General features: G+C 69.8%; 10 protein-coding genes and 5 pseudogenes. 9 read left to right on the top strand and 6 right to left on the bottom strand.

What is annotated here, in order from left to right:
- Positions 1-574 precede the first annotated feature (574 nt).
- Positions 575-1768, bottom strand: coding sequence for a metallophosphoesterase (locus tag AB0927_RS40225; protein WP_366672824.1), 1194 nt, complete (start codon positions 1766-1768; stop codon positions 575-577).
- A 178-nt stretch (positions 1769-1946) separates the two neighbouring features.
- Positions 1947-2342 (bottom strand): coenzyme F420-0:L-glutamate ligase, encoded by a 396-nt coding sequence (locus tag AB0927_RS40220; protein ID WP_366672823.1) that lies wholly within the window; start codon positions 2340-2342, stop codon positions 1947-1949.
- Between the two features lie 506 nt (positions 2343-2848).
- On the opposite strand from AB0927_RS40220, the gene AB0927_RS40215 reads away from it, so the two are divergent.
- On the top strand, positions 2849-4681 hold the full coding sequence (locus AB0927_RS40215) for an FUSC family protein (RefSeq protein WP_366672822.1): 1833 nt from the start codon (positions 2849-2851) through the stop codon (positions 4679-4681).
- On the opposite strand, the gene AB0927_RS40210 is transcribed toward AB0927_RS40215, so the two are convergent.
- A complete protein-coding gene (locus AB0927_RS40210; RefSeq protein WP_366672821.1) occupies positions 4645-4845 on the bottom strand; it encodes a hypothetical protein in 201 nt (66 codons plus the stop codon). The two genes, AB0927_RS40215 and AB0927_RS40210, sit on opposite strands and share 37 nt — an antisense overlap.
- A 158-nt stretch (positions 4846-5003) precedes the next feature.
- Complete coding sequence (locus AB0927_RS40205) at positions 5004-6215, bottom strand: glycoside hydrolase family 6 protein (protein ID WP_366672820.1); 1212 nt, start codon at positions 6213-6215, stop codon at positions 5004-5006.
- 430 nt (positions 6216-6645) lie between these two features.
- Between AB0927_RS40205 and AB0927_RS40200 the strand changes: the two genes are divergently transcribed.
- From AB0927_RS40200 to AB0927_RS40190, 3 genes are all read left to right on the top strand, one after another.
- Complete coding sequence (locus tag AB0927_RS40200) at positions 6646-6822, top strand: hypothetical protein (RefSeq protein ID WP_366672819.1); 177 nt, start codon at positions 6646-6648, stop codon at positions 6820-6822.
- Positions 6823-7053: 231 nt separating this feature from the next.
- Positions 7054-8085 (top strand): hypothetical protein, encoded by a 1032-nt coding sequence (locus AB0927_RS40195; protein WP_366672818.1) that lies wholly within the window; start codon positions 7054-7056, stop codon positions 8083-8085.
- 350 nt (positions 8086-8435) lie between these two features.
- Positions 8436-8963 carry a GNAT family protein gene (locus AB0927_RS40190; RefSeq protein WP_366672817.1) on the top strand — a complete coding sequence of 176 codons (528 nt, stop codon included), beginning with the start codon at positions 8436-8438 and terminating at the stop codon, positions 8961-8963.
- A gap of 36 nt (positions 8964-8999) precedes the next feature.
- Here AB0927_RS40190 and AB0927_RS40185 read toward each other — a convergent pair.
- A pseudogene (locus AB0927_RS40185) lies at positions 9000-9404 on the bottom strand (IS5 family transposase); the annotation flags it as partial.
- Between the two features lie 1216 nt (positions 9405-10620).
- On the opposite strand from AB0927_RS40185, the gene AB0927_RS40180 reads away from it, so the two are divergent.
- The 3 genes and pseudogenes from AB0927_RS40180 to AB0927_RS40170 form a co-directional block, all read left to right on the top strand.
- Positions 10621-11088 (top strand): hypothetical protein, encoded by a 468-nt coding sequence (locus tag AB0927_RS40180; RefSeq protein ID WP_366672816.1) that lies wholly within the window; start codon positions 10621-10623, stop codon positions 11086-11088.
- A 3-nt stretch (positions 11089-11091) separates the two neighbouring features.
- Positions 11092-11367, top strand: a pseudogene (locus AB0927_RS40175) (IS3 family transposase); the annotation flags it as partial.
- A 62-nt stretch (positions 11368-11429) separates the two neighbouring features.
- Positions 11430-11822 (top strand): annotated as a pseudogene (locus tag AB0927_RS40170) (Ada metal-binding domain-containing protein); the annotation flags it as partial.
- A gap of 115 nt (positions 11823-11937) precedes the next feature.
- Here the strand turns inward: AB0927_RS40170 and AB0927_RS40165 are convergent.
- Positions 11938-12265, bottom strand: a pseudogene (locus AB0927_RS40165) (AlkA N-terminal domain-containing protein); the annotation flags it as partial.
- Positions 12266-12293: 28 nt separating this feature from the next.
- Between AB0927_RS40165 and AB0927_RS40160 the strand changes: the two are divergent.
- Both AB0927_RS40160 and AB0927_RS40155 read left to right on the top strand, forming a co-directional pair.
- Positions 12294-12681: pseudogene (locus AB0927_RS40160) on the top strand (DNA-3-methyladenine glycosylase 2 family protein); the annotation flags it as partial.
- A 76-nt stretch (positions 12682-12757) separates the two neighbouring features.
- Positions 12758-13261, top strand: a complete 504-nt coding sequence (locus AB0927_RS40155) for a methylated-DNA--[protein]-cysteine S-methyltransferase (protein ID WP_366672815.1) — start codon at positions 12758-12760, stop codon at positions 13259-13261.
- The last annotated feature ends 213 nt before the right edge of the window (positions 13262-13474 follow it).

Raw genomic sequence — 13474 nt, 5'->3', positions numbered from 1 at the left:
GCTGCACACCTACAATCACCACCGCGGACACACCGCGCTGAAAGGCCAACCACCCGCCAGCCGCGTCCCCAACCTCACGGGTCAATACACCTAGGTTGCCCGGCAGACCGTTCAGATGGTCCGCGGGCCGTCGACGGGCGGGGGAGCGGTGAGCCGGGCTGTCAGGTGGCGGACGCGCCGGTGGCGGGCAGAACAGTGTGGAGCGCCGGCCGCCGTCCGCGCATTGACCGGCTCCTGTTCGAGTACCGCGAACAGCTTCTCGCTCAGCTTGGGCAGCGATACCGGCCCCACGGACCGATGGCCGTCCGTGCTTGCGTCCTGCCAGGCCTGGCGCGTCACCGCTGAACGGAGCGCATGCTCACCCGTAAGTCCTTGGCGACTTCCGCGTGGGAGGCGCCGACGCCGAGCCGTTCGGCGGCCTTCGTCCGGATCCGCGCAGCTGACGCCTGTGTCGTTCAGGCGTCAGCCCTCCACCCTGCGGATACCTCATGCAAACGGCATGCTGCGGTGATCGCATGCCGTCAGCCTCCAGCGACATCAGGCCAACAGCTCAGTAACCCGGGAGCGGACGTGGTTACACCGTCCGCTCCTCGGCCGTCCGCCCGGCCGCCCGCAACACCAGGAGTGTGATCTCGCTGGGCGCGAAGATCCGGAATGGCGGCCCCCAGAAACCCGTGCCGCGGCTGGTGTAGAGCTGAGTGCGTCGCCCGTGCCGGGACAGGCCGGCCACCACCGGTTGGTCGATGCGTACCAGATGGTGGAACGGCCACATCTGCCCGCCGTGGGTGTGTCCTGAGATCTGCAGGTCGACTCCGGCCGCGGCCGCCTGCTCCACGAATTTCGGCTGGTGGGCCAGCAATAGCACCGGCAGATCCTGGTCCACTCCCTCCAGTGCGCCTTCGATGTGGGCGCGGTGGCCGGGCAGCCCGGAGTGTTCGGCGGTCACGTCGTCCACACCGGCCACCACCAGCAGGTCACCGCCGCGTTCGGCAACCAGGTGGCGGTTGCGCAGGGCGTGCCAGCCGAGCTCTGTCATCCGGTCGACCCAGCCTTGTGCCTGGCTGTAGTACTCATGATTGCCGGTCACATACACGCGGCCGAGCGGCGCGTGGAGGGAGCCGAGCGGCTCGGCCTGCGCCCGCCGCCGGTCGGCGGTGCCGTCGGCGATGTCGCCGACGTGACAGATCAGGTCGGGGTTCAGGGAGTTGACCGCCGAGCACACCTTCGCCGACCAGCGGGCCCGATCCAACGGGCCGTAGTGGGTGTCGGTGATGACCGCGACCCGGGTGCCGTCAAGGCCGGCGCCCAGCCGTTCGAGCTCGATGTCGACCTGGCGGACCCGGGGTACGCGGCGTGCCTCCCACAAACCCCAGCTCAGGAGCAGCGCCGACACCGCGAGGACGGTGTACACCACGATCCTCGCGCGCTGGACGCCGTTGCCGACGTCGCCGAGCACCAGGGCGACGCGCAGGAGGATTCCGAGCAGCACCGACCAAGTGAACACGACCCACACCACGCCGAGCAGCGTGTCCCCGACGATCGCCGCCGCATCCTCCTGCCGGGGTCCGTGCCCGCGGATCATCGCGTACGGCATGCCCGCCAGCCCGAGTACCGCGAGGACACTGCCACCGGCCTTCACCCAGACCGGCCAGTCCTGCCCACCGAAGACCAGCACCCACCACGGCACCAGCCAAAGGATCACGGGAGCCGCCAGCGGAAACACGCGCCGGACGAGTCGCAATCCGCCGGCGCGCGGCCCCGCCTTCACCTCCGCCGCGGGCCCGTCCGCCCCAGTGCCCGCCTCCGGAGCGGGCTCATGTCCCTCTACCTCCGCCTCTGTCGCCGTCCCGTCCGCGGCATCCAGGGGCGCCACTGCCTGGCCGCCCGGTCGATCGGATCCGGCCTGCCGCATGTCTTCGGTCTCGGTCACGGTGCCCTTCCGTCGCTCATACCTGACCCCGTCTCACGCCCCACGCGGTGTGTTCGCCGCCCGTGGACCTCCGGCCCCGCCTGGTCGTCGCGACACCCGCCGGCACGTCGCCCCGGACGGTGAACCTGCCGAGGCGCTCGTGCCGATGCCACCGTAGTGTGCCTGTGCCGACCGGTTCCCCGTGGGCTGCGAGGTCCAGAGCCTGCGGGCTTACGGTGACGCCGTCGAGGTCGACGTAGCGCTTCTCCGCGATGGAGACCACCTTACTGGCGACGACCACGACGTCCCCGTCGCGCAACTCGGTGCCGGTACGGGCGAGAACGTCGCTGATGGCGCCCGACAGGTCGTCGCCGGGATGGACTTCGGGGAAGGGCTCCAGGGCGAAGGCGGAGAATCCGGAGGTGGTGGTCATCGGCGGGCTCCTGCATGGGTGAGGACGGCGGTGTGCAGGCGGGCGTGTGCGGCGGCGAGTTATGGCGCTGCGGCCCGGGGCGGCGCGGTGTCCGCTGGCGAGCCGGTCGCTGACGCGTCGGAGGTAGTGCGGCAAGCGGACGTTACGCCCGCCCGCTCGGCTCGTGTCGGGCGCTGAACCAACGGGGGGCCGTCTCCTATTGAACGGTCCCCGCCGTTCGGCGTGGGTCAGTCCATGTATGCGCTCGCGACGCGTCTTCCCCGGTCGTAAAAAGCGTCGGTCAACTGGTAGCTCCAGCCGGCCTCCTGTAGTGACCGAAGCCGAGACGATCGTCGTCGAGCGCATTGCGTTCACAAGGAAACCGGCCGGAACGGACACCTTTCACCTTCCTGAAACGTGATCGCCGCGTTCCCACCGAGAACGCCCTCTACCGTGGAAGCACAGCCCACCCGGCCACTGTTGTCCGAAGGCGACGCACCACCCGCCCGCGTACGACAGGAGCTCCCGTGTCCCGGCACGCCGCACCCCTCTGGCTCGCCCATGCCCTGCGCGCCCAGCGCGGTCCCGTGCCCTGGAGCGCGGTGACCCGAGGCGCGCTCGCCGCCGGGCCGTTGCTGCTCGCCGGCGTCGGTACGGGACACACCGCCCCCGGTGTCCTCGCCGCCATCGCCGCGATGCTCGCCGGCATCAACGACCGGCCTGGCAGCCGCCGGGCCTCCGTCAGGCGGCTCGGGGTGCCCGCGCTCGCGGGGGCGCTCGGGCTGCTCGCGGGGACGTATGCGGGGCAGGGGCTGGCCGCCGTACCGCTGACCCTGGTGCTCACCCTGCTCGGGCTGGTCGCCGGGAGCATCAGCGCGGTCGGGGCCGTCGCGTCCGCCGCGGGAACGCAACTGCTCGTCGGCGCCGCGATCGGCGCCGGGACGCCGGCGGCCGAGAGCGGCTGGCAACGGGCGCTCGCCTTCCTCGCCGGGGCCGGCTGGCTGCTCGTGCTGCGGCTCGCCCTGCCCACGCCCCGTTCGTTCGCCGGGGATTTCCGGTTCGACGGGGAGAGGACGGCGGTCGCCGAGGTGTACGACGCTGTCGCCGCGCTCCTCGACGCCGTGGGCGGTGAACGGGCCACCGCGCGGCGGGCCGCGCTCACCGCCGCCCTCGACCATGCCCAGGACGCCCTCGCCGGACCCCGGCTGCGTCGGTACGCCGGCTCCGCCACCGAGCGCCGGCTGCACGCGCAGTTCGCGGCCGCGCTGCCCCTCGCCGAGGCCGCCACCGCCCTGTTCTGGTCGGGGAAGCCGGTCTCGGCGCGGGCCGCGGAAGGGCCCCGGCGGCTCGCCGCCGCCGTCCGCGGCAACACCGGCCCCGGCCCGCTGCCGGCCCCCCACCGGTCGGACGCCGCCCTGCGTGCCCTCGACGAGGCCCTGCTGCGCGCGGCCGAGGCCTTCGACCGGGGTGAGGGCGCCGACCGGGGGCTGGTGGGGCGCCGGCGGAGTGCCCGGAACGCACTGCGCGCCGCGATCGGCAGCGGCGGCCGCGAGTACGGGTGGCGGGTGTGTGTCTGCTTCGGGGCCGCCGCCGCCATTGCCCAGGCGCTGCATCACACCCACTGGGACAGCCAGCACTGGTACTGGCTGCCCGCCACCGCCGCCTTCCTCGTCAAGCCCGACCTCGGACCGCTGGCTTCCCGAGTGCTGTGCCGGGCCGCCGGGACCGTTCTGGGCGCCCTGGTGTTCGCGGGGCTGGCCGCGCTGCTGCCCCGGCCCGCCGGGCTGATCGCACTGGTCGCGGTGTGCGGGGCGCTTGTTCCCGTCGCCACCCGGCACTTCGCCGCGCAGACCACCGTCGTCACCGTCCTCGTCCTCGCCCTGGTCATGGCCGGCGGCGAGCCGCAGGCCTGCGTCAGCCGGATCGGCGAGACCCTGCTGGCCTGCGCGCTCGTGCTCATCGCCGGGCATCTGCCGATGCCGGGGCAGCGCGGCGGCAGGGTACGGGCGCGGCTCGCGGCGGCCGGGAGTGCTGCGCATGCCTATCTGGTGCACGTCCTCGGTGAGTACGACGACCGCGTCGAGCGGTGGGCGCTGCGCCGGGAGGCCTACCGCACCCTCGCCGAGGCCCGCACCGCCATCGCGCTCGCCGCCGCCGAACTGCCCGCCCTCGCCCGGCATACCGCGGGCACGGACACCGTCGCGGATATTCTGGAGCGACTTGTCGACACCACCACGGCCTGCGCCGTCCACCTCGACGACATGGGCCGGCTCACACCCCGGCATGTCAGACAACTGCGATGTGCCCTGGACGAGTTGGGACTTCAGGAGGGCGAGGTGCCGTTGCCGACCGCCGCATAGCCGTACGGGGCCCAAGCGTGCCACTTCCCACCGGACTCGTCATCACCGGCCGCACCGCGCTCGTCCGTCATGAGGAGGAACAGGTCGGCTTCTGCCAACGCGGCGATCGTCGTACGCGGCCCGGCCATCGTTCCGCAGTCCGTTGCGTGCGTGGTGCTCCGCATGCGCGCACTCCGCGTGCAGGGTCTCGCGGCTCGTGTCAGAGGACACCGCGGTGTCGACTGCGGCCTTGTAACTCCGGTCAATCGAGGGCGTGTTCGACGCCGGACGGCCACGCCCTCCGGGGTGGGGCATGGCCGTCGGCTCAGGTGCGGTTCCCCGCTCAGCGGTGCAACAGGTCCCCGTTGAAGGTCAGCGCCGGGGAGGCGTTGGCGGCCAGAGCGTGGGCCTGGTCGGGCCACCAGGCGCCGGCGATCGGGTCGACCACGCCGTACTCCGGGTCGGTCGGGCCGGCGGTGCCGCGGGTGCAGCTGCCGTCGGACTCACCGGGCACCTTCACCCACAAATAGGCGTCGAGCAGCGGGTTGCCGGTGTCGGTGGTGGGGCGCACGCCGAGGCCGCGGCCGGGCGGGTTGCACCAGTCCTGCGCGTCCGAGTAGGAGGCGGTCGGCGTCCACGGACCCTGACCGTTGCGGCTGCTGTCGATCACGAAGTGGGTCAGCTGGGCGTCGGCGGGCACATGCGAGGCGTACCACGCGTCGGCGTCCGCAGCCGGCCACCACTGGTTGGCGCAGTCGCCCGGTTGGGCGCCTGCGGTGTTCTGCAAGTACCAGACACACTTGGAGATCTGGGTTCCGTAGCGGACCAGATCGCTGTCGGTCTGGTAGTTGGAGACATTGAGGAAGAAGCCCTGCGCCCGGGCCACACCGCCGTCGATCAGCAGCTTGGACATGGTGCCGACGGGCTGCCAGGAGCTGTGGCCGGCGTCCAGGTAGACGACCGCGGCGGGCTGCTGCTCCAGCCGGTTCACCGCGCCGCTGATCTCGGCGAGCCGGGCGGTCTGCTGTTCGGCGGTGCCGCCGCAGTACGCGGGGGAGAGGGCCAGCCCGTCGGGCTCCAGGATGACCACGGTCTTGTGGTTGTCGATGCCCTTGGCCAGGGCGTCGACCCAGGCGGCGTACTCCTCGCCGGTGGCGGCACCGCCTGCGGAGTACTGCGAGCAGTCGCGGCCGGGGACGTTGTAGGCCACGGTGACCGGCACCCGCTTCTCCACCGCGGCCTTGGCCTGGAGCTTGGCCATGTCGTCCGTGGTCTGCGCGGGGTCGGCGGTGCCGGTGAACCACTGGGCGACCGGGTACGAGGCCATCGCGGCCATCGCGGCGGCGTCCGCCTTGTCGCCCGCCTTGAGGTCCGCGAGGGACTGCTTGGCTGCCTTGCTCGCGGGCTCGACGTAGAGCCTGGTGCCGTGGGCGAGCGTGTGATTGTCGGCGGGGGACGCCTTCGCCGCGGCGGCCGGTGCTGTGCACAGGCCGACGAGGGCGGCAGTCGCGGCCGCTGCGGCGAGGAAGGGCCCGGCCTTGCGGGTATGGGGCACGGATGGACTCCTCGGGTCGAAGAGGTGTGGGAGCGCTCCCAATCGTTAGTCCCACATCAAGTCAGGCAGTCAATGCGGCGTCAAGAGAGCTGTCGGCCCGAATTCCTCGTGACTCCTCCAGTCCTGCGACGCCGGTGACGCGCCGCGGGTCCTCCAGCCTCGCCTTTTCCTGCCGCAGACAGTCCATGTCCTGCACTCACGCCCAGGATCCGCGGATCGGTTTCTTCGGCCCTTTGCTCGTCCGGGAGCTCTGCGTCAGCTGTGTCCATCCCGCCCCGGAGGCGACGACCTTGTGCAGGTACGGGGTATAGGCGGTGCACTCGGCCTTCTACGGTCCTGTGGATGTTGGATCCCGGTCTGCTGGAACGGATCGCCGCACGCCGGGTGGGACTGGGTGAACGGTTAGTCAAGTAGCTGGAGAAGATGCGGGTTGAGCGAGCAGCTCGCCGACGAGCGCTTCCAGGCTGCGCCGATGCCGGGGCAGGGGAGTGGTCGGGCGGTGATGCTGATCCTGCACCGGGAGCCGGGCGCGGAGGAGGCGATGCACCCGCCGGACTACCAGCGGATTCTCGTCGCTGTGCGGCAGGCCCCGCCGGACCGGTCCTGACTCGGCAGGTCGGTGAGTTGCCGGGAGTAGATGTCGGCGTGCGGTTCAAGCTGGAGCCGCTGCGGAGGAAGCTGGTCAGACTGACTGACCGCGGCTGGCTGCGCAAAATACCCGATGGCCGGTTCATCACCTGCTTGGTTCTGTTGAACGGGCTCTGACCGTGCCGGTGGTGGGATGTAGCTGCCGGGGGCGCTCGGTGGTCGGGGTTTTCAGGCGTCTAAGGTCGCGTCCATGACGAGGACCACGCCCGCGCGCCCTCTCGATGTCGAGGCGCTCTTCCCGGAACTGGCCGCCTTTCGGGGGACGACGACTCGGCTCCATCCGCGGCCGGGCAGACCAGATTTTTCGGCCAGTTCTGTGGGCGGTCCGATGCTGTGGCCGGAGGACGAGCCGTGGCCGGTGTGCGGCGAGGCACACGGTCGTGAGCGTGGTCGCCGTCCGGCCGACATCCGCCGCTACCGGCAGGTTCTGGCTTCCGCATGGGCCCGCGATCAGGCTCCCGGCCCGACGGAGGAGGAACGGCAGCTCCTGGGCGAGCTGCGCCGGGAGCACCGGATCCCCGGGGCCTTTGAGGCCGGCCCTTTGCCAATGATCGGCCTTGCGCAGCTGTACCGGCGGGATGTGCCCGACCTGCCGGCGGGGCGGGGCGACTGCGATCTGCTTCAAGTGTTCTGGTGTCCCTTCAACGCGCACGGCTCGGGCCGGTACGACCTGGAGCTGCACCTGCGCTGGCGGCGGTCGTGGGAGGTCGGCAAGGTGCTGACCGCGCCGCCACAGCCGCTGGTCGTCGGGGGCGACGGCTTCGTGCCCGAGCCCTGTGTGCTGCACCCGGAGCAGGTGGTCACCTACCCGTTCGCCGGCCTTCTGCCCGAGGAACTGTGCGCCCGGATCGACGCCTGGGAGGAAGCCCTTGAAGAAGAAGCCGAGCAGACGGCGGACGAAAGCACGACAGAGCCGCTCGGCTACCAGTACGACCTGTCCATCCCGCCCGGCTGGCGCGTGGGCGGCTTCGCCTCCTGGCACCTGACCGACCCGTACCCCATGGACTGCCTGACTTGCACGACACCGATGCACCTGCTGCTGACCATCGACAGCTCGGAATGGGACGGCGGCAGCGGCAGCTGGAGACCGCTGGAGGACCAGAGCCAGCCCACTCACCGTTGCGCCACTCCCACGGAGGTCACTGTGGGCCGCTGGGGCGAGCTCAACGTCTTCGCCTGTCCCAACGATCCAGAGCATCCGCACCGCTGGAGCATCCAGTAGCTCGTCGCGCCCATGAGGAAGCGCCGCGAGGGTAGCGGCGGTGCCCAGGGCCGCTGTTGGAATGGTGTGACGGACACCAAAGAGCGTGTCGCTGTACGCAGAGGCAGGCGATCGCACCCGCCTCGTCAGCCTGCACGCCGTCATGCAAGCGCATGCCGCCGGGGCCAAGCGCCGGCTGCGACCGAGCACGGCCCCGAGTTGGCCGCTGCGCCGGCAGTCGCAATGCTCAACTGGCCAACTGAAGCGCTTCCTGATCGTTTCAGAATGAAGCGCTTGGCCAGAAGTGTCGGACCCCGCGGCTCGCATAGGCTGGCCGGTCTCATCAGACGCACCGCCACGAGGATCAGCTCATGCACGACAGCACCAGGATCCGCCTGATAGAGCACAGCGACGCCGCCCCGATCGCTGCGCATAGGGTGCGGGACTTCGAGGCTTTCCGGCCATGGGAACCCGCCCAGCCAACCGACTTTTACACCCCGGAGGGCCAGGCGGAGCGGATCGACAGGCTGCTGGCCGGATACCTGGCCGGCACGGTCTGGCCGGGCGTGGTGCTCGCCGACGACCAGGTGATCGGGCAGGTCACGGTCGGAGGCATCCTGCCGCAGCCGCACCTTCGCCGCGGTTCTGTCGGTTACTGGATCGCCAGCGTCGCCCAGAATCAAGGGCACGCCGGGCGCGCCGTCGGGCTTGTACTCCAGGTGATGACGGACGAACTCGGGTTGCACCGCGCTGAGGCGTCCACCCATCTGGAGAATCTGCCGTCGCAACGGGTGTTGCGCCGCAACGGGTTCAGCCCGTACGGCGTCGCGCACTCCTCGATCTTCCTCGACGGAAACTGGCGGGACGGACTGCTGTGGGAGCGGGTCCTGGGCGACTGACTGATCGTTTCGCAACGAGGTCCGTAGGCGGCGGAGCCATATGAGGCTGCAGGCCAGTTCGAGCAGGCACTGAGGCAGGTCAGCACGTCGTTCGTAGCGGATGCGGAGTCGTTTGAACTGGTGAAACCAGGCGAAGGCGCGCTCGACTACCCAGCGGACCTTGCCCAGTCCGGAGCCGTGGGCGGCACCGCGTCGGGCGATCGTGGGTTTGACGCCGCGTTTCCACAGCAGGCGGCGGTACTTGTCGAAGTCATAGCCCCGGTCGGCGTACAGTCGCCGGGGCTTGCGCCGAGGGCGTCCCCGCAGGCCCCGGATCGGGGGAACCGCGTTCAGCAGGGGCAGAAGCTGAGTGGCGTCGTGCCGATTTCCGCCGGTGAGCGTGGCGGCGAGCGAGGTTCCGTGCCGGTCGACGATCAGGTGGTGCTTGGAGCCGGGGCGGGCTCCAGGAACCGGTTGCGAGCGAATCCGGGTTGCTGGTCGCTCTCCGCGCTTTGGCAACGACCCCCATCTCGCGCAGTCACCGTTCGAGTCCTGAGCTGGGGAACGCTCAACGTCACTGATGGGTCCCGGCCCAGAGTGAGAAGATCAAAATGATGAGGAAGATGAGGCAGCCGCAGCCACAACCGCGGCCCTCCGCGTCTTGTATACCGCGGCTGACAGCCCTGCGAATCCTCTCCTCGTCACTATTGTCCATCGGATCCCCCTCGCGATCGTTTTTGCGGACTTACTCCATGCCCAAGCCTGAGGGAAGGGAGCCCTAACTCAACGGTCTATAACCAGCCATGGGACCGATTGGCAGCTTCCAGCAGGGGTTCAAAATCTGTCTTTGGTCAAGGGAAACGAGAGTGCGTCGGGGTAGGGGAGCCGGGCAGCGTGGCGGGGTGGCTGATCTGTTGTGGGATGACGTGAGTTCTTTGTTCGACCCGGAGATCTTCCGGTGACGATGTGGACCAGCAGCACGACGGCCTTGCGCATCGCGCCGCCTCGGACCCACGCTCCGGTGAAGCGGACCTGATCGGCCGCCCAGTCGTCCCAGGCGCTGCCACGGGCGCAGCCGTCCGAGCAGATAGCCGGCCGCGAGCGCGGCGACCACGGTGACGGCGATGCCATCACGACCACCGCATCCCGATCGCGGACAGTTGCTCCACTCGCTTCGGGGCAGCGTCGCTGCATGGCTGCGATGGTTCCCGGTCCACGCACCGAGCTGGAGCTCTCGCACATCCTCCTGGTCCTCACCGCTGCCGCTGATCCCATCACCGCCGACGACAACCCGTCGACGTGCTTCCTTGGCACCCGCAGATGCCCCTCACGCTCGAAGAACTGGCGGGCGGCCTCCGTTCCAGAAGCTGATCGACGCGCAGATAGCCGCCGCCAAGATGTCAGGCGGAAACTGCGACTCCGGATGGAGCCACAGCACCAAGGTGTCTACATTCATGGATCAGAGGGCCCATGGTCCTGCGGTCCGAGGTTGGTGGTACGCCTTCAACGGGTTCCAGTACCGGGTTACGAGCAGTAGCGACAGCGAGTGGTAAGCCGAGAGGCAACGTGGGACTATTCCGCGATGTTAATCAGAACGCTCCGGCCCAGTTGCACACTGACGGCTATGCCCGGAACTTCAACGCCTGGGGCACCTACTCATACTCGATCGGCGGGTGAGATGAGGATCCATGCCTTCCGGCGCACGACTGCGATCCTCTTTCTGGGTCTGCTGCCGCTGCTGGCGGTCGCCTCGTGCGGCGAGGAAGCGAAAGCGAAGAAGCACTTCCCGGGCGCTTTCCCGGGCACACACACTGATGTGAGTGCGGCCCAGGCGTTCCGTGACTTCGATCTCGATGTGCCGACGTCGGCGAAGGTGGTCGGGTATTACGCGTGGTCCGCAGACGAGAGGTACCCTATGGCGGCCGTACTCCGGATGCCCTGTTCCGCGATGCCCGGCTTCGTCTCCGGCAGCAAGCTGCGCACGACCTCCTTCATGGACGGAGCCACCGTCAGTGGTCGGGTCTTCGTGGGTGAACACGGCTGGGCCACCAATGGCAAGGATGAGTTCTACGTCCGGGACAGTGACGGTGTGAGCGTCGTGACCCACCAGACGGGCACGGAATGCAGGGTGTACGTCGACGCCTGATGGCTGTTCGGATACGCCTGCTCTGGCCTGCCGCTCCGACCTGGTCGAGCGGCACGCCGCCTCTCTTCGAGGACGAGGCCGGGCGGTCCACGGCTCCGGCGCGGGCCGACGAAGAAGGCCGCCGACGCAGCGCTCACCCGGCGGATACGCAAGGTCCACACAGAGTCCGGGAAGACGTACGCTGCCAAGCGGATCACCGCCGAGATCCGCGCGGGCGGTGTGACAGTGAACCGCAAGCGCATCGAGCGGTTCAGGCGCCAACAGGGCATTCAAGGGCGGGGGTTGAAGCGGCGACACCTCACCACGATCCCGGACGCCGATGCCCAGGAGGTGCCCGATCTTGCCGACCGAGTTGTCCGGCCACCACCCCGAAGTGGCAGAACGTGTGCTTCTTCCCCACCGCGGCGGCGGCTCAGGGCTCCGGCTTTCAGGGCCTGCCGGCGGTGCCGTCCGTTCCCGGCTCCTCCGCCTGGAACGCGCGGGCGGACGTGGTCGGTCGGGCAGTCCGGCTGATCAGCGACGGCGTCGTCGACCGGGAGGGGATCGCAGGGCTGGCCGCCCGTCTCGGGTACAGCGCCCGCCAGGTTCGACGGCAGCTGACCGCCGCCGAACTCGGGCCAGCCCCATAGCGCGCTCGCGCGCGCCCAGCCCACCCACACGGCGCGGATACGTTGCAGACCACCGCCATGCAAGCCGCCGAGATCGCGTTGGCAGCCGGTTTCGCAAGCGTGCGGTAGTTCAACGACACCATCCGCGAGATCTACGTCCGCCGCTGGGGGCCGCAAGCGACACGCCGTACGCGGCGGTGGGCGCGGTGCCGAGCCGACGTCCGGCGGCCACCGAGACCTGCTGGCCCGGGATTGTACGGACGGCCAGTTCGTGTGCGTCCACGGTGCCCGGCGGGCGCAGTCCCGGCCGCAAGGCGACCAGGGGTTCGAGAGCGGGATACGCGCCAAGGCGCTCGGTCACCGTGTAGGGGTCGACGTCCAGGTCGAACAGGCGTCGTACCCGCTGGGCGGCCGTGGTCAAGTCGCGCAGCTCTTCCAGGTGCAGTGTGCACTTCCAGCCAGCCGCTCCCGGTGCGCTCACCGACCTCCTCGATACCGATGCCGTTCGGCAGCACGAGCGTGCGCCGGTACGCGCGCTGCCCGGGTTCACCGGTCGCCTCCTCGACACCGGTGGCGGCACAGGGCCTGGAGGTAGTACTCACCCATGTCTTCCCCGCCGTCGTCGACCCTGCGGAAGCCTCGCTCGGTGAACTCGGCATGCCCGAATCACGTCGACGCGCCCTGCGTACGGTGGCGGCCGCCCTCGCCGGCGGGACGATCACGCTGGACGCTGGTGCGGACCGGGACGAGACAGAGAAGGCGCTGCTGGGCCTCACCGGCGTGGGCCCCTGGCCGGCCGGCTACAGCCGTATGCGGCGCTGGGCGCCCCGACGTACTGCTGACAGGCGACGTTGCCGTGCAGGCGGGCATGCGCCGGGCCGGCGCCGAGGCGGTGGACGCGGAGCGGTGGCAGCCATGGCGCAGTTACGCCACGCACCACTTCTGGAACGCCGCCGCAGACCGGCGCCGCACCGCCAGAGCGTGATGGCCGAATTCCGCCAGCCACGTCCGCCGGAACGGCCCATGCTGAAATGCGGAACACGAAGGAAAAGGAACGACGCATGACCGTCTGCACGACGCTTGACACCCCACTGGGAGAACTGCTTCTGATCGGCGAGCCAACCCAGGACGGCATCACCTTGACCTCGCTGTCCATGCCTGGTCAAAAGTACGCCCCCGCCGTCCCGCCCGCCCGGCACCGAGATCCACAGGCTTTCGCCGAGGTCACGCGGCAGCTGGAGGCGTACTTCGCGGGTGAACCGACCACGTTCGACATAACGTTCACCCCGAAAGGTACCGAATTCCAGCAGCGGGTATGGCGGATGCTGGAGACCATTCCCCACGGCAGCTCGACCACGTACGGGAAGCTGGCCGCGCAGTTGGGACTGGCGCGTGAGCACACCCAGGCCCTGGGGGCGGCGATCGGCGCCAACCCCCTGCTGCTGGTGCGCCCCTGCCACCGCGTCATCGGTGCGGACGGCGGCATGCGCGGTTACGCCGGCGGCGTGGAGCGCAAAGTATGGCTCCTCACCCATGAGGGCGTCCTGCAGCCGATGCTGGGCTGAGGCCCGCGTCCGGATCCTGCCGGTCATGTGACAGCCGGCCGCGGCACCGGCGGCGAGCACTACGAAGCGCCCGACTTCCCACCTCTGCGTAGGTGGGGCAAGACCACGACGAACAGCGCCTAGTAGTGCTTTGTTAGGTGTCTTGTCGGGTCGGCAGTCTGGTGCTTCTCTGCGGGTATGAGGGCGGATGAACTCGCTACGTTTCGGGACCGA

This window comes from Streptomyces sp. NPDC048106 (assembly GCF_040706415.1).
Taxonomy (GTDB): Bacteria; Actinomycetota; Actinomycetes; order Streptomycetales; family Streptomycetaceae; genus Streptomyces.
The sequence above is the reverse complement of the archived record's forward strand: the minus strand, read 5'-3'. Positions and strand labels throughout refer to the sequence as shown.

Excerpts from the sequence above, each read along its gene's own strand:
- AB0927_RS40180 (WP_366672816.1), top strand. The coding sequence starts at position 10,621 with ATGAGGATCCATGCCTTCCGGCGCACGACTGCGATCCTCTTTCTGGGT.
- AB0927_RS40195 (WP_366672818.1), top strand. The coding sequence starts at position 7,054 with ATGACGAGGACCACGCCCGCGCGCCCTCTCGATGTCGAGGCGCTCTTC.
- AB0927_RS40210 (WP_366672821.1), bottom strand. The coding sequence starts at position 4,845 with ATGCGGAGCACCACGCACGCAACGGACTGCGGAACGATGGCCGGGCCG.
- AB0927_RS40190 (WP_366672817.1), top strand. The coding sequence starts at position 8,436 with ATGCACGACAGCACCAGGATCCGCCTGATAGAGCACAGCGACGCCGCC.
- AB0927_RS40220 (WP_366672823.1), bottom strand. The coding sequence starts at position 2,342 with ATGACCACCACCTCCGGATTCTCCGCCTTCGCCCTGGAGCCCTTCCCC.
- AB0927_RS40155 (WP_366672815.1), top strand. The coding sequence starts at position 12,758 with ATGACCGTCTGCACGACGCTTGACACCCCACTGGGAGAACTGCTTCTG.